Here is a 14,674-nt window from a genome sequence, read left to right as displayed (position 1 = left end):
AGGGAATCGAACGAGGACCCCGGTGCTCATGTCGTCACGGCTCGCTGAGGGCGCGCGCCCGACGGCCGGGCATGGCTCGGGTCAGGCGTTCTGCTTCTGCGGGTGCAGGTCGAATGTGATGTGGGGGTTGAGCGCGTGCAGGAAGTCGGGGGCGTCGAAGATCTCGCCGGCGGAGACGACGCCGACGGACTTGGTGCGGCCGGTCAGGATGCGCACAAGGGCCTCGGTGACGAGGGGCGCGGTGACGGCGTAGATGTCATGGCCGCCGGCCGTGGCCCGGCGTTCGGCTCCACCGGAGCGGAGGACGACGTCGACGAGGAAGGTCTGGCTCGAGCGCCCGCTCTCGTCGGCGGCGGTCGGGGTCGGCGTATGGGGGTCGGCGACGTCTCGGGCCGCCTCGGCGCTCATGTAGGTGGTCACATCGGGGATGGAGAGGTGCTGGGTGACGGTGACGACGTCCGCCATCGTGAACTCCCCGATCACCGGTCGGGGTCCCATCGGCTCCGGGAAGGTCCACTCCAAAGTGGGCGCGGCGTCGGTGCGGTGCTCCCACTGTCCGCCGCTGTAGCGCAGGCGGTGGTTGCCGCGTCGCTCGCGGGAGACCGCGCCCGAGAGCCGGGTACCGGCGGTGGGGTGCCAGTTGCTGAGTGCGTAGGCGATGTGTGCTTCGTCGGCTTCGGTCCAGTCGCCCATCGCCGCGGTGGCCAGCAGGTCGCCGAGGCCGCCGAAGAAGGCCATGGCCGGGACGATCACCGCTCCCGCGTCCCGGGCCCGCTCGCGGTAGTGGGCGAAAGTGTCGAGGTTGGCCTCGAGCTCGGCAGCTACGTCCAGGTAGGGGATCTTCGCGCGGAGCGCGGCCTCGATCACTGGGCCGATGGTCGATGCGAAGGGGCCGGCGCAGTTGATGACCGCCGCCGTTCCCGCCAGCGCCCGGTCCAGCGAGGCCGGATCGTCGACCGACGCCACCCGGGCCTCCAGCCCTTGCTCGTGGGCCAGTTCCTCCAAGGTCTGCGCGTGGCGCCCGGACAGCACCGGCACGAACCCACGCGCGGCCAGCTCCGCGACCACGAACCGCCCGGTGTGACCGTAGGCACCGAACACCGTCACCAGCTGACCTGAACCCATGAGACCGCTCCCGTGTACGCGAACGCCCGCTGCGAGGTTGATCCGCTGCGGCCTGACATCCACATCCTGTCCCTCTGGCAGCGCCCCGTGTGAGCGTCGGAAACGACATGCCACGTACAGTTTCGGACATGCCTGCTGTTGCACTGGCCGTCACCGACGGCATGCTCCATTACGAACTGTCCGTGGCCGTCGAGGTCTTCGGAGCCGACCTGACCCACATCGTGGACCCTTGGTACGACTTCTCCCTCTGCGGGAGCGGCCCGGTGCACGTCGACCGCTTCCGCCTGGAACCCGACCACGGACTCGACCACCTCGTGCACGCGGACACAGTGATCGTCCCTGGCTGGGCCGACACCGACCGCGACCCGCCCGCCGAGCTGGTCGAGGCGGTGCGTGCGGCCCACGCGGCCGGTGCCCGTGTGGCCTCACTGTGCACGGGCGCCTTCGTCCTGGGTGCGGCAGGACTGCTCGACGGCAGGCGCGCCACCACACACTGGGCCCACACGCGGGAACTGGCCCGGCGCCACCCGGCGGCCACCGTCGATCCGGACGTCCTCTACGTCGACAACGGCGACGTCCTCACCTCCGCGGGCAAGGCCGCCGCTATGGACCTGTGCCTGCATCTGGTACGCCTCGACCACGGCTCGGCCAACGCCAACAAGATCGCCCGGCGCCTGGTCATCCCGCCCCACCGTGACGGCGGCCAGGCCCAGTTCATCGACACCCCACTCCCCGCCCCAGGCAACCACCCGCTGGCCGGGCTCTTCCCCTGGGTGCTGGAGCGGCTGGACCAGCCGCTGACCGTGGAGGACCTGGCCCGCCAGGCCGGCATGAGCTCACGCCACCTCGGCCGCCACTTCAAGCACCTCGCCGGCACCACGCCACTGCAATGGCTCCACACCCAGCGTATTCGGCACGCCCAGGAACTGCTGGAGACCACCGACGCCACCGTGGACGCCATCGCCGCGGCCACCGGCATGGGCACCGCCACCACCCTGCGCCGCCACTTCCACCGCACTGTCGGCGTCCCACCCGACACCTACCGCCGCACCTTCCGTCCCTGAAGGAGCAGTTCCAAGGCCCCGGCGGCCAATCGAACAGTGCCGGGGCGGTGCAACGCCAGCCGGATCTGGGCCAGGCACCGCGCTCGGGTGGCGAGCAGCGCGCGCTGCTCGCCGGCGCAGCGCTTTCTGGGGCTGCCGTCTCCGATCGGGTCACACCTCGCGTTGCTGCTGGGCCTCATCGAAGGCACGCAACATGGCCTGGCATGTCTGTTCGATGCGGGCAGGATCTCGCGGCGTCTGTTCCGGTCCGGCCTCCGCCCCGCCTTCAGTTGCCGCCATCATGGCGTCGAGGGCATTCCGCCGCCGGCCTCATCCAGCGGCTGCCGACTACTCAGCGCCCCGATCGTCATCAGAGGCAGCACGTCGTCGCTCGTGCTGGGCCGCAAACGGCCCTCGACGAGTTCGTCCAGCCGCCAGCAGTCTGCGATCTCTTCCCACGTCAAGTCGGGCGCCGCTTCGTCGCTCATAAGCTCCCATCGCCATTGAGAAACACGAGTCAACCACAGCAGGCCACCACATGCGGCCGACTGACATCCCCACCTGCTGTACTCGCAAGCTTATGGCCGCCACCATCTTGCCGAGGTTGGAGGCTGGGCACCAGCCATACCTTCGCACCGTAACCGGCCTCGATCAGCAAGGCGATCAACCGGCGCCGCAGGGCGGGCAGTCGGGCGTCGGCGCACAGGCCCCGGCCCTCTCGACGAACTCCTGCATGCTCCGTCCCGAGGGACTCCCGACGGCCAGCTTCAGCAGGGCGAAGATCTGGTCACGGCCCCGGCCAGGTCCTTGCGCAGCCGGATTTGGGTCCGGGGCGAGGTACTTCTTCACGACACCGTCCCCCGGCGCCGGATCGTGGTCCGGTGCCCCGTCAGCCGCAGCGGTGCCTCCCTGTCCCCCGCGGTCTTCTTCACCTGCGCGTTGACGACCGTCGGCTTTGATGAGGTCGTTCGGGGGTACAGTCGAAGATGTCACAGAGGGAGGTCCGGGGGTCTTCATGTACCGGCCTCAGGGCTCGGCAATGGGCACGTGGCGAGCCAGCTCGGCGGCCAGACGTCGCATGACCGTTCGGTTGGCGCGCCGCATCGTGGCCCGGACGACCGCCGCGAGCAGGTGGTCGGTGACCGGGGCGTGTATCCACGTGTACGTGAATGCCACGCGGCTCCCGCCGGTCCCCAGCGGTTCGATGGTGTAGGTGCCGTGGGCCAGGCGCCGGCCGGCCGCGCTGACGTTCCGCTCGACGATGCGCCGCGGTGGCTCCGCCTTGACGACTTCGATGGTGATGTCGGTCTTGGTGCCGCCCAGAGCGGCTGTGACCGTGGCGCACGCACCGATGCCGCGGCCGGGGCCGCTGTAGCGCCAGTCGGTCAGGTAGTGGTTGGTGAATCGCTCATGGTGAGCCATGACATCAAGGAAGTCATAGACCTGCTCAGGCCTCTGCAGTACGTCGATCGACACAGTGACAGACTTCATGTACCAGACGGTACACAGGAGATGTACCGATTGGTACGCTCGCGACGTGGTGCATACGGACGGCTCTCATCCCGAGAGCGAAGGCGCGTCAGTCGCGGACGGGGGCCGGCGCGCCCAGCTGGTCAACGCGGCCGTTGACTACGTCGCGGCACACGGCCTCACGAACCTGAGCCTGCGCGGTCTGGGGGCTGCGATCGGTGTCAGCCACCGCATGCTGATCCACTATTTCGGCTCCAAAGAACGCCTGTTCGCCGAGATCGTCCGGACGTCGGAACAGCGCCAGCGAGATCAACTGTCCCGGCTCCGCATGGAATCCGGTCTCTCGCCCGCGGACGCTGCGCGGCTCCTCTGGCAGCAGCTGACGCATCCCCAGCTGGCTGGTCAGGAGCGGCTTTTCTTCGAGGTTTGTGGACACGCGCTGCGGGGCCGCCCCGAGGCCGCCTCAGTCCTCGAAGGGCTCGTGAACGATTGGCTGGAGCCGCTCGTGGCCGCCGAGGTCGCCGCAGGGGCGGACCCTGCCATGGCCCGGAGCCGGGCCAGGTTGGGACTCGCCGCCGTCCGCGGTCTGCTGCTCGACCTGCTCGCCACCGGTGACCGCGCCGGCGTTGACGCGGCGATGGAGGAATTCCTCCGGATGTACTACGACTCGAAGTGATCAAGTCACAGGGAAGACATGACATCCGGCCACACGAGGTCTCTTCCGCGCCGTTGCCGGGGCCTCCCCCCTCCCAGGGGCGGGCCTCGCGGCGCATCCGTTTGACCGTGGCCTCACCGTCCAAAAGCGCGGCGACGATGTCACCGGAGTCCGCCGAGTTCTGGCGGCGGACGGCGACAAGGTCGCCCTCACAGATTGCGGCGTCGATCACGCTTCCCGAACTCTCAACGCAAACAGCTCGCCGTCGCCACCGAGACACCGGGACAGCGCCTGGCGCGCCCCCTCACTGTGCAGGTTTCCTGCCGGGCAGGGGTGCTGAACGGTCCGCTGGCCAGCCCGTCGCCCTGATGCTGGACTCGCGGGTCGCACAGGCGAGCGCGGGTGCTACCCACCGGCTGGAACGGGCGCGGGTCCGCGACCCGTACGCCCCAGCCGCTGCCCCGCCGCGTCGGCGGGCGGTGAGTCCGTGACCTCGCCGCACGGTCGCGCTGCGGCAGGGGAGGGGTGGGCCGCCCGTCCGGGCACGTGCGAGGGCACGGACGGGCTCCGGTCCGGATTGTTCCTCACCAGCCGTACCTGCGGGCGTCGACAGGCCGGAGAACCTCCTGGTGGTCACCGTGACGGTGCCCGCTGCCCGACGTCTCGACGTCGGACCGTGCTGTCGCCACGGCTCGCTGCCGGGGCCGCCGTCCCCGTCGTGGTTCGCCGCCTCTGTGCCGTCGCGCGTTTGTGTGGACCGCCGCGTCCGGCGCGCCGTCGTGTGGCCGGTCGCCGTTCGCGAGGCCCGGAGGGTCGTTGGCGTAGGTGTTGCCGCCCGCGCCGTCACCGTTCCCGCCGCCAAGCCGTCCCCTGCTGCGGGCCGTCCTCGCCGCCGGGTTGTTCCTGCTGTGGGCCGTGCGCCGCCCGCTTGCTGCCCAGCCGCCGTCCGGCCGTTCTTTGCTGCCCTGGCCCCGGCCTTGATGCCGCTCGCCCGTGCCGTCGCCTTCCGTGGTGCAGTTGCCGCGCCGTGCCGCCGCTGTCCGAGGGTGCCTTCGCCGTTCGGTCCAGCCCTGCTGCACCGTCCGGCTCCTGGCCGTCGCCGGCTGCCGGTCCGGTGACCGTCCCGGCCTTGGCCTCGCTCTCTTGCGTGACGCGGATGTTCGCCGGCGTGCCCCGGGGTCCTGCTCCGTGCCGCAGCGTTGTCCGGGGCCCGGTGTCCCGCCGGAACGGAACAGCTGCACCGGCCCCGGCCAGGGCTCTGTCCGGGGTTGGTGGGGTGGGGGCCTTGGCGTGGTGATGGCGGTCGGCTGACCGTTACGGGCGCTGCCGGGCCGGGGCTGGGAATGGTCGGGGGATGACCGACGATGTCCCCGCTGGCCCGGGTCCTCGATCCGGCACCGGGCCCGGACTCGCTGGGCGTGCTGGCGGCTGTGCGTCATCGCGTCACAACAACACCCGGCTCGCACGGCCCTCTTCACGTCACGTCAGGTTCAATGCCCGTCAAAAGGCGTGGCGTTGACTCGCCCACCGTCTCGGACGAGGGTGTCGAGTGCTCCCACGGCCGCACGGATGTGGCCCGGTCCGCGATGCAGCCGTTCTCCCGCGCACCACCAGGACAGTTGCCCGTCCGTATCCCGTGGATGCATGCCCAGGCTGTGCTCGGCACACAGAGGCCACGCCTGCCACAGGCACTCGGTGACGGTCTCCTGCGCGGCATCGGCGACGATCGCGAGCGCGGAGGCAGGGGCGTCCGCCGCCTGAGGGTTCAGGTGATTGCCGTGCCACTGGCCGTCGGCGAGAGCGACGTAAACGTTCTCCGGCTCGTCCGCGTCGTGGGGCGGGAAGGCCATCAGTTGCAGGGGCTTCTGCTCGGGACGGGTCACCGCCAGGTCCCGGTTGAGGAGGGCGAGAGCCCGGTCCCACATGGGGTACTCGCCCGGCGAGACGCGACGGGGCTCGGGGTGATCGAAAAAGGCGCGCATGGGCACCATCCTCCGCCATCCCGAGACAGACCCCAGCGCACACCACGTCGTGATCCTCGCGGTGGAGGGGCTGCTGGCCGGCGCGATCCAGGACGAGCACGCCGCCCACCTGGCGTTGCACGCCATCGTCGAGCGCGTGCGCGCCGAGTTGCAGGCTGCCGGCCCCGTGTGCGGCGGCCCCACGACGCGGATGGGACCGGCGCGGTGGCCGCGACCGCGTGGGTGGACGAGGACGAGATGCGCGAGCTGACCGCCCAGCACAGCGCCGCCCGTCTGCCCGACCACGACGTCGCCGCGCCAAGACGGGTGGCTCGTCCGTCAGCGTGCGCCTGGGCTACAGCATGTCCGGGTCCACCACCTACTCCTCCTACTTCACCACCTTGTCCGGTCAGACGGTCTCGAAGCACTGGCAGAAGTCGGGAAGTTACATGTGCTCCGACAGCGTCGGCGTGCTGAACTACAGCGGCGGCACCTACCAGACGCCGACCGCGCACTGCTGAGGCGCGCGGTGTGATGGGCCCCGCACAGCAGTGCGGGGCCCCCGCTGCGCCGTCAAGGCCTGATTCTGTCGAGGACTTCTCGTGTTTTCCGCGATCTTCCAAGGCCATTACGGCTACTTGGCCGCATGCATGCTGGCCGCTCTCGTCCTGGGCGGCGTCGCGTGGCTGGTTGCACGTCGTTTGGGTAATCCGTACGGCGTGTGGTGGGCGGGGCTGACCGGCACGCTAACCGGCGTGCTGGGCGGCACCTTCATGGGCGGCGGCCCCGCCAATGGCCAGTGCGTCATCAACCACGACCTCGCCGAGCCGTTCCACGCCACACAGGGCCTGTGGAACCTCCTCATGACGGTGCCGCTCGGTCTGTTCGCCCTTCTGGCCCTTCGCCGGTTGCTTCCGGCGCTCGTCGGCGTCGTCGCGCTGCCCCTGGCCATCGAGTTCACTCAGGCCACGGTCAACGGTCTGGGGCGTACTTGCGACAGTTCGGACGCGGAGATGAACATCCTCGGCGGCTTGGTCGGCCTCGTGGTCGCGGCAGGGTTCCTCGCCAGCCGCGGAGCGCTCAACTGGCGGGCGGCCGCCAAGGGATCGCTGATCGTCTCTGCGGCGCTGCTCGTCCTGGGCGCGGGTGTGGCGCGCCCGATGGTGTCCTTCACGCACGTGGACGGCACCGGCCTGTCGGCCGCCGATCCTTCGACGCGCCAGGCCGTCGAACAAGTGGTGACGGAAGCGTTCGGAGACCGGTACAAGCTGGGACGCGTCTACATGCAGCCCTGTGTCGGAGCATCATGTACCAACGTCGAATTCACCTTGCTGAGCCGTGACAAGGGTCATCCGGAAGCCTTCAGTAACGGCAGCCTGTCGTGGCCGGACAAAAAGCATCTGAACGTGCTCCTGGAAGACAGCGACCGTTCCAACGTCATGGGCTATCCGGTGGCTGGAGCGAAGGCGCCGTCCGCGAAGCAGGAGGCGTACCAGATCGCGCGCACGTACATGAACAATCGCTACCCCTGGGCCGAGGATGCGACCTCCCACCGTACAGATGCCGTGGGCGGGAAGGCCGAGCTCGGATGGATCACCACTTGGCGCTGGCTACAGGACGACGTGCTGATGCCCAGAATGCTGGATGTCCAGGTCGACAGGACAGGGCGCGTCTCACAGGTGGATGTGACTCTCGGCCCGAAGCACGTGAAGCTCGGTAAGGCGAAGCTGGACGCCGGCCAGGCCGAACGAGCCGTGCGCGAGGGACTGATCGCGCAGTACAAGGCCAACCTGGGAGGGGACCTGGATGAGCACCGGGTGGAGGCGAAGTACCAGGTCAAGGCGTTTACTCTGAAGGCTAACGAGCGGAACGGTACGTGGCGGCCGGAGTGGCTCGTGAACGTGTCGATGCGGGCGCAGCCGGGAACCGAACCGCAACAGCCGAGCGATACGGACATGTGGCGAGTGGATGCGGTGAACGGGCAGGTTTACGACGGCACAGACGCACCTGTGAAGGCAGTCAGCTGAGGAGACGTAGCCCGCGGCCCTGCTCGGCACGGGCAGGGGCCAGACGGGCGGGTGCGGCCGGCCGAGGCGAGCCGGCTGCACCTGGCGGGCATAAGCGGCCGGGCGAGCGTGGCGATCTCGTCCGGCTCCTGGCGGTGCCGCGGGAGTGCCTGGCGCAGGCCTTGATGGAGGCGGAGGAAGGCCTCGGCCTCCTGTTCGGTGTAGGGGCGGAGCCGTTCCGCGGCCAGGGCCCACGAAGCGCGTCCGGTGCCGCCACTCTCGTGGCGCAGCAGGGCTTGGCCGTCCCGGCGGATCACCGTGATGGCCGCGATCTGCGGGTGCTGCTCGGCGACGGCGACGACGTCGGCGAGCGCGCTAAAGCAGGTGTCGTGTTCGGAGCGGCTGGTGAACCGGCCGGTGCCGCCGCGCTGCAGGGCACGGGCGTAGCGCAGCGCGGTTGCAAGCCGGCTGTCGGTTTCCCGCACGGCCAGGACGACGAGTTCGACCGGGTAGCCGCCGGTCGCGAAGGGCAGCGCGCTGGCGAGGAACTCCTCCACGCTGCCGGGAGCGGCCTCGATCAGGACGTCGCCGCGCCGGTCACGGACGTACTGCTCGGCCCTGGCGACCCAGGCCCGGTAGTCCGCGCGGATCGCCGCGCCGGCGCTGCGGGGGTCGTCGCGCAGCAGTTGGAAGTAGTCGGGGTGTTGGGCCTTGAAGTCGTCGCCGACCAGCCGCGTCGTGCCGGGCCGCATCGCGCGGCGGACCATCCGGGCGGCCAGCAGCTTGCCCGCCCCGGGCTGCCCCAGGACGTAGACGGCGCGCGGCTCGTCCCGGGGGACGATGCCGTTCAGGTAGGACGGGACGATCAGCTCGTCGAAGACCCACCGGTGCTCGGTGGCGGAGAGCCGGTGGTAGTCCACGCCCGGCGCGCGCCGTCGGGGCTGGGCGATGCGCCGGACCGGCTCGGCGAGCGCCGCGGCCCGCCGCGCGTCCCGTACGACGGCCAGGCGCTCGTCCTCACCCTGCACCTCGCGGTGCACGCGCACCTCGGCGCGGGCTATCTCTCGATGGAACACGGCCGTCTCCCGGGCCGTCCACGCGCGTGAGCGGCCTCGGGCGACCGCCTTGTCGGCGGCGGGCCGGCGCCGCCAGGCGCTGTCGACGAGCTCGTTGTCGTACAGCGAGCTCGGCGTCACGGCCGTCCTCCAGGACCGCCGTGACGCCAAAACGCGCCGTGGCAAGCAGTCGTGCCCTGGCTAAGTGCCGCAACGGACTCTCCCTCCGGCTCGGCACGATGTTGCAAACCCTCTCGCGCACCGCTGCGACGCGGAGGAGCTGTTGCATGACCGCTGCTCGCAGCTGCCGGCGTTCCTGGCTCATGGAGAGGTAGTTGGTCACCGCGGCGCCGACGACACCGCCGACCGTGGTGTATGCCAAGTCCATCCATCCAGGCATAGAAGCCGCCTCACTGTGCCGGGAGCAAACAAATCACTTACGACGTTGTCGGCTATTGATGTTGAGGCGTGATGACCTGAGAGTTCGGCTGGTGGGTGATTTAGCACGTCATCGGGCTGACGGGAACGAGTTCGGTGCGCGGTTTGCCGCGGGTGGGCCGCTGGGCGGCTCGGTCGGAGACCAGGCCGGCGATGGCCCGGTGCGTGGCCGGGTAGTGCTCGCGGCGGCCGAGGAAGCGCTGCAGCGGGCGCCACTGCTTATGCTCCGCGTTGGCGTGCTCGACACAGATCCGCGCCGAGGACTGGCGGCGCCGTTGCTCACGCCAGGCGTACTGGTCACCGAGCGGGGCGTCTTCCTTCGGCTTCTTCGGCGGCGCACTGACCTGTTCGGGGAACTCGTTCGTCAGACCCCGGTAACCCTCATCCACCTCGGTTCTCACGTCCGGGTGGAGACGGAATTGCTCGACGATGCCTTCGGTGCGCATCGCGGTCTGATCGTGCATTCTTCCGGGCCGGTCGGCCCCGGACCACAGGGTGCGGCCCTGGCCATCGCTGATCGCGATGGTCTTCATGGTGTTCTGCTTCTTCTTGCCGGAGACGAACGCGCAGCGGCCCGGCCGGTGGGCCTTCGGGCGGCGGACCTGGGTCTCGGTCCCATCGATCCGCAAGGTCGTACCCTCCGCATCGGCGTATGCGAACACGTCGGCCAATGTTCGCAGGCGTAGTCCAGGCTGGCCGGGGACAGCGAAGCCGCGGTCGGCGAGCAGCGGGCGGATCTCGCCGATGGCCTCGGTGACGGTGGAGCGGCCGACCCCGTACAACTCGGCGAGCGCGGCGTGCGGGAGCTGAGTGCGCAGGTGGACCAGCGCGACCAGCACTCGGTCGGTGAACACCAGCTCGTGCTTGCGGCCGGCCCCAGCGGCACGGTGACGCTTCCCTCCCCGCCGCTGATGCAATGCCGATTACCGCCGGGCCTGCCACGGCCCGGCCAACTCCTCGATCAAACCGCCGAGATGTGCACGCGAGACGCCTGTGAAGGCAGGATGGGACAAAGCCGCACGGGCCCACTTCTTGGTCACACTCGAAGAACCCGTGTGGCCGTCTCCACGTCACGGCCTGGGACTGCGCTCATGCTTGGCGGGCAGGGCGGATGTTTTCCTCCAGGAACGCCGAAACCGCTTCGGTGAACGCCTCCGGCGCTGCGTGGTGGATCAGGTGTCCAACCGGGATGGCGATCACTCGCCCGCCAGGGATGCGGCGGGCGAGCTCGGCGACACCGTCCTGGGGAACATGACTGTGTGGGCCGCCGACGAGCACGAGGGTCTCAGCGGTGATCTGGCCGAGTCCCTCCAGCCACCTGGGATCGGGCTGGTCGATCTGCCGCCTGACGGCCAGCACCATCTCCCAGTCGAAGGTCAGGGCGCCGTCCGGCCTGGCCGGGGTGCTCGGCTCCCGAGGACGGGGGACAGGCACATCCTCCAGGACGAGCCGGCCCACCCGCTGCGGATGGTCCTCCGCGAGCAGGTAGGCCACGATCCCGCCCATGGAGTGCCCGATCAGATCCACTGGTCCAAGTCCCAGTGCGTTCAGGAACCGAAGCACATCGGCTTGCATGAGTTCGAGTGAGTAGTCCCCCGACCAGTCGCTTCGGCCGTGACCGCGAAGATCGAGGGCATACACCCTTCGACTCCGGGCGAGGGCGGGCACAACCGCCTCCCAGCCGGTGGCATCTTCGCCCAGCGCGTGAACAGGACGAGCGGCGGAGCATCCGGAAGACCCGACATCTGATACGCCAGCCGGACCTCGCCAACGTCGACCAAGCGTTGATCAACCATGTCCGGAGGATATGCGGACGGGTCCTGCCGGAGATTGGCGTTCACCAGCAGCCGAACCAGCATCCCCAGTCAGCAGCTCGGGTTCCCAGCCACACGGTTCTGGCCCCAATCTTCAATAGCCGACAACGCCGTTAGCACCGAAACGGTCCGAGCGTAAGCGGGCTGCTGAGTCGAGGGAAGACCGAGATCACGTGAATCACGCAGTGTGGACCCAACACGACTGAGGCGAGGTCGATGACGGTGGCCAGGTAGAGGAACTTCCCGCCGTCTACCGGGAGGTAGGTGATGTCGCCGACGTACTTGGTGTTCGGTTCACTGGCGGTGAAGCCGCGGCCGATCAGGTCCAGTGCCTTCGCCGCAGCAGGGTCCGTAATCGTGGTGCGGTGCCGGCGTCGCAGCCGCACGCCCGCCAGGTTGATGCTCCGCATCGCGCGCGTGCGCTTGTGGTGGACCCGCTCGCCGTCCCCGCGGAGCTCGGCGGTGATCCTGGGGACGCCGTAGGTGCCGTCCGATTCGCGGTGCACGGCCCGTATCCGGGCGGCCAGGCGAGTGTCGGCTGCCTGCCGGGCCGCGCGGACCTCGGCGGTCTGACGCCAGTAGTAGAAGCTGGAGCGGGCGATGCCCAGGATGGCGAGCAATTGTCAAGACCTGTGGATGGGAGCCGCGCTGACCCATTGGTGGTAGGCGTCTACGTCGACGTTGCTGCCGCACACGATGGTGACGACGTGCCGGCCGGCGAAGCGGTCGCGGTCTTCGAGGATCGCCGCGATGCCGAGTGCGGCCGAAGGTTCGACGACGAGGCCGGCGTGGTCAAGGAGCATCCGCATACCGGCGATGATTGACGTCTCCTGGACCAGGACGGCGTCGTCAGCGACCAGGAGGAGGTCGTCCAGGACGGCCGGGACGGGGTGTCGGCCGGCGACGCCGTCAGCAATGGTGTTGGTCGAGTCGGTGATGACGACACGCCGCTGGCGCCACGAGTGTGTCAGCGCCGGTGCCCCCAGTGGCTGGATGCAGATCACCTCGACTTCGGGTGCCAAGGTCTTCACCACATGCCCCACGCCGGTGGCCAGTGCCCCGCCGCCGAGGGCAATCAGGACGGTGTCGAACGACGGTGCAGTGTCCACCAGTTCCAGGCCGATGGTCGCCGCGCCCTCGCAGGTCTCGATGTCCAGGCTGTCTTCGACCAGCCGGATGCCCTCGTACCGTGCGATGGCCGCCGCCCGCTCGCGGGCCATCTCGTGGTCGCCGTCCACCAGCTCCAGCCTGGCGCCCAGTGCGCGGATGCGATCAAGCTTGGCCCGAGTCGCGAAGCGGGACGCCACGACCGTGACGTCGAGCCCCCGGCCGCGGCCGGACCATGCGAGGGCTTGGCCGAGGTTGCCCGCGCTCGCGCACACCGCGGCTCGCGAGGCATTGTCGGCGAGCAGGCTCGCGACTACCTCGGTGCCGCGGGCCTTGAAGCTGCGGACCGGGTTCGCCGTTTCGAGTTTGATGCTCACCCTGCACCCAAGGCCGGGCTCCAGGGCCTCGCAGCGGTACAGCGGAGTATCGAGAAAAACCGGGTCGATCACCCGGCGAGCCGCCCGGATCCGAGCAGTGTCGAGACGCGTCTCCTGCACGGCACAGCAGCGTAGCGCCACCGGCGCTGTTTCCATGAGTAACTGACAGGAGTCGTAGGTTGGTTGAGTTGTGTCATGCTGCGGCGGGTTCCTCGGGGCGTTCGGCGAGGTGGCCGTTCTCGAAGCGGACGCCGGCCCGGACAAGGGTGACGAGGTGGGGTGCGGTGACCGCGCGCCAACGGGCCTGGGCGGACTCGACAAGCTTGAACACCATCGCCAGGGCTGCGGCCGGGCTGCCGGCACCGCGGGTGACCTTGGTGCGGAGTTTCACCGTGAAGAAGGTCGACTCGATGGGGTTCGTGGTCCGCAGGTGGATCCAGTGCTCGGCCGGGAAGTCGTAGTACGCCAGCAGCTCCTCGGCGTCGTTGGTGATCTCCGCGACGGCCTAACTGGCCGCCTTCGGCCTGCCCTACCACGCGCTCCTGGGCCGCTGCCGAGTGCCGAGCGAGAAGACCCTGCGCAGCGTGCTGGGGCGCCTTGATCCGGCCGAGCTCAGCGCGGCCGGGTTCGCCTACCTGACGTCCCCGCTCATACGCCAGGCCAGCCGCCGCCCCGTGCACCAACAAGCCCCCCTCCGAGCGTCAAAAACCTGGTCGAGCTCTCCTTGGCGGTCGAGCACCGGCGCGGGCACGGCGCAGGGTTGGACCGCGTCACAGGTACGGGGCGACCGCGGCCGCCGTCGCCGCGGAGCCGAGATACCCGGCGGCACCATGGAGTCGGAAGAGGCCGGTGCTCTCCGTGAGGTCCAGATCAATACCGGGGAAGTAGGCCTTCAGGGGGCGCAGTACGGCGATGGGGTCGCCGTGGTCGGCGATGTTGACCCAGCGGCCGACGCCCGGCGGCCGGATGCCCTGACTGTCGCGCGGAGTGGGCTGCAACTGATGGAAGACGGCGTGCGGCAGCGCCAGCGGGGAACCGAGGGTCAGCAGCAGGTCGATCTGGAGATCGGGGTGGGCGTGCAGGGCCTCGTAGGTGACCACCGTGCCGAGGGAGTGGGCGATGACCACGGACGGCCGATGTGCCCGGATGACGGACGCCACCTGCTCCCGGGCGGCGGTGCGGACGGGCGCGTCGGGGCCGCTCAGATAGGTGGTGACCTCCCGGAAGAAGGTGGCGACGAAGAGCCGGGTCAGCCGGCCATCGAGGCTGAACCGCCGGGCGACGAGGTCCACCGCGGCGCGTAGCGGGACGGCGAGCCGGCCTTGTGCCGTGGCCTGGGGCAGCGCGAGCGCGTCGACCCACTGGGCGATGGCACGGGTCTCGTCGGGGCCGAGGTGGTCCAGGGCGCTGTCTGCGCCGCCCTGTGCTGTGGGCGTCCCGGTGCGCAGTTGGTGGGCGTAGTAGGCGAAGGTCAGATCGACCGCCGCTGGCTCCGCCCCGAGACCGGCCGCGAGCTGCCCAGCCCAGACCGCACCGCGGTCCGCAGCGATCTTCTCGGGGCTGTAGCCAGGGGTGTGGTTGCCGACGCCGTGCACGGCGACGATGTGAGACATGGCAGGGCCT

The 14,674-nt window shown here is 69.7% G+C and carries 13 protein-coding genes and 5 pseudogenes; 6 read left to right on the top strand and 12 right to left on the bottom strand.

Annotated features, from left to right (window positions below; translation table 11 throughout):
- Positions 1-81 precede the first annotated feature (81 nt).
- Positions 82-1,125 carry a saccharopine dehydrogenase family protein gene (locus tag FRZ03_RS09775; RefSeq protein WP_186785326.1) on the bottom strand — a complete coding sequence of 348 codons (1,044 nt, stop codon included), beginning with the start codon at positions 1,123-1,125 and terminating at the stop codon, positions 82-84.
- A gap of 128 nt (positions 1,126-1,253) precedes the next feature.
- On the opposite strand from FRZ03_RS09775, the gene FRZ03_RS09770 reads away from it, so the two are divergent.
- On the top strand, positions 1,254-2,189 hold the full coding sequence (locus FRZ03_RS09770; RefSeq protein ID WP_146464767.1) for a helix-turn-helix domain-containing protein: 936 nt from the start codon (positions 1,254-1,256) through the stop codon (positions 2,187-2,189).
- Between the two features lie 278 nt (positions 2,190-2,467).
- On the opposite strand, the gene FRZ03_RS09765 is transcribed toward FRZ03_RS09770, so the two are convergent.
- Entirely contained in the window at positions 2,468-2,656 is a 189-nt protein-coding gene (locus FRZ03_RS09765; RefSeq protein ID WP_146464766.1) for a hypothetical protein, read from the bottom strand.
- Between the two features lie 538 nt (positions 2,657-3,194).
- A complete protein-coding gene (locus tag FRZ03_RS09760; RefSeq protein ID WP_146464765.1) occupies positions 3,195-3,659 on the bottom strand; it encodes an SRPBCC family protein in 465 nt (154 codons plus the stop codon).
- 46 nt (positions 3,660-3,705) lie between these two features.
- On the opposite strand from FRZ03_RS09760, the gene FRZ03_RS09755 reads away from it, so the two are divergent.
- Positions 3,706-4,314, top strand: a complete 609-nt coding sequence (locus FRZ03_RS09755) for a TetR/AcrR family transcriptional regulator (RefSeq protein WP_261398803.1) — start codon at positions 3,706-3,708, stop codon at positions 4,312-4,314.
- 85 nt (positions 4,315-4,399) lie between these two features.
- Here FRZ03_RS09755 and FRZ03_RS40175 read toward each other — a convergent pair.
- Together FRZ03_RS40175 and FRZ03_RS09745 are read right to left on the bottom strand one after the other, a co-directional pair.
- Positions 4,400-4,581, bottom strand: a pseudogene (locus FRZ03_RS40175) (LexA family protein); the annotation flags it as partial.
- Between the two features lie 1,202 nt (positions 4,582-5,783).
- Entirely contained in the window at positions 5,784-6,275 is a 492-nt protein-coding gene (locus tag FRZ03_RS09745; protein WP_146464763.1) for a hypothetical protein, read from the bottom strand.
- Between FRZ03_RS09745 and FRZ03_RS09740 the strand changes: the two genes are divergently transcribed.
- The 3 genes from FRZ03_RS09740 to FRZ03_RS09735 all read left to right on the top strand — a co-directional run bounded on the left by FRZ03_RS09740 (position 6,274) and on the right by FRZ03_RS09735 (position 8,281).
- Positions 6,274-6,525: a hypothetical protein gene (locus tag FRZ03_RS09740; protein ID WP_146464762.1), complete on the top strand. Its 252-nt coding sequence runs from the start codon at positions 6,274-6,276 to the stop codon at positions 6,523-6,525. The genes FRZ03_RS09745 and FRZ03_RS09740 overlap by 2 nt on opposite strands.
- 91 nt (positions 6,526-6,616) lie before the next feature.
- On the top strand, positions 6,617-6,775 hold the full coding sequence (locus FRZ03_RS38970) for a hypothetical protein (protein ID WP_186785325.1): 159 nt from the start codon (positions 6,617-6,619) through the stop codon (positions 6,773-6,775).
- A gap of 81 nt (positions 6,776-6,856) precedes the next feature.
- Entirely contained in the window at positions 6,857-8,281 is a 1,425-nt protein-coding gene (locus FRZ03_RS09735; RefSeq protein ID WP_146464761.1) for a VanZ family protein, read from the top strand.
- On the opposite strand, the gene FRZ03_RS09730 is transcribed toward FRZ03_RS09735, so the two are convergent.
- The 6 genes and pseudogenes from FRZ03_RS09730 to FRZ03_RS09700 form a co-directional block, all read right to left on the bottom strand.
- Entirely contained in the window at positions 8,242-9,456 is a 1,215-nt protein-coding gene (locus tag FRZ03_RS09730) for a zeta toxin family protein (protein WP_261398802.1), read from the bottom strand. The two genes, FRZ03_RS09735 and FRZ03_RS09730, sit on opposite strands and share 40 nt — an antisense overlap.
- Before the next feature lie 359 nt (positions 9,457-9,815).
- Positions 9,816-10,793 (bottom strand): annotated as a pseudogene (locus tag FRZ03_RS09720) (transposase).
- Positions 10,794-10,842: 49 nt separating this feature from the next.
- A complete protein-coding gene (locus FRZ03_RS09715; RefSeq protein WP_261398800.1) occupies positions 10,843-11,421 on the bottom strand; it encodes an alpha/beta fold hydrolase in 579 nt (192 codons plus the stop codon).
- A 349-nt stretch (positions 11,422-11,770) separates the two neighbouring features.
- Positions 11,771-12,187: pseudogene (locus tag FRZ03_RS09710) on the bottom strand (IS3 family transposase); the annotation flags it as partial.
- A 3-nt stretch (positions 12,188-12,190) separates the two neighbouring features.
- The gene (locus FRZ03_RS09705; RefSeq protein WP_146464759.1) at positions 12,191-13,171 is read right to left on the bottom strand and encodes a threonine ammonia-lyase; all 981 of its coding nucleotides are present in this window, start codon (positions 13,169-13,171) and stop codon (positions 12,191-12,193) included.
- A gap of 73 nt (positions 13,172-13,244) precedes the next feature.
- Positions 13,245-13,556 (bottom strand): annotated as a pseudogene (locus FRZ03_RS09700) (transposase); the annotation flags it as partial.
- Positions 13,557-13,560: 4 nt separating this feature from the next.
- On the opposite strand from FRZ03_RS09700, the pseudogene FRZ03_RS09695 reads away from it, so the two are divergent.
- Positions 13,561-13,725, top strand: a pseudogene (locus FRZ03_RS09695) (ISAs1 family transposase); the annotation flags it as partial.
- 96 nt (positions 13,726-13,821) lie between these two features.
- On the opposite strand, the gene FRZ03_RS09690 reads toward FRZ03_RS09695, so the two are convergent.
- On the bottom strand, positions 13,822-14,674 hold an 853-nt coding region (locus FRZ03_RS09690), incomplete at its 5' end, for a hypothetical protein (RefSeq protein WP_222443355.1).

The organism is Streptomyces misionensis, from assembly GCF_007896895.1.
Taxonomy (GTDB): domain Bacteria; phylum Actinomycetota; class Actinomycetes; order Streptomycetales; family Streptomycetaceae; genus Streptomyces; species Streptomyces misionensis_A.
The sequence above is the reverse complement of the archived record's forward strand: the minus strand, read 5'-3'. Positions and strand labels throughout refer to the sequence as shown.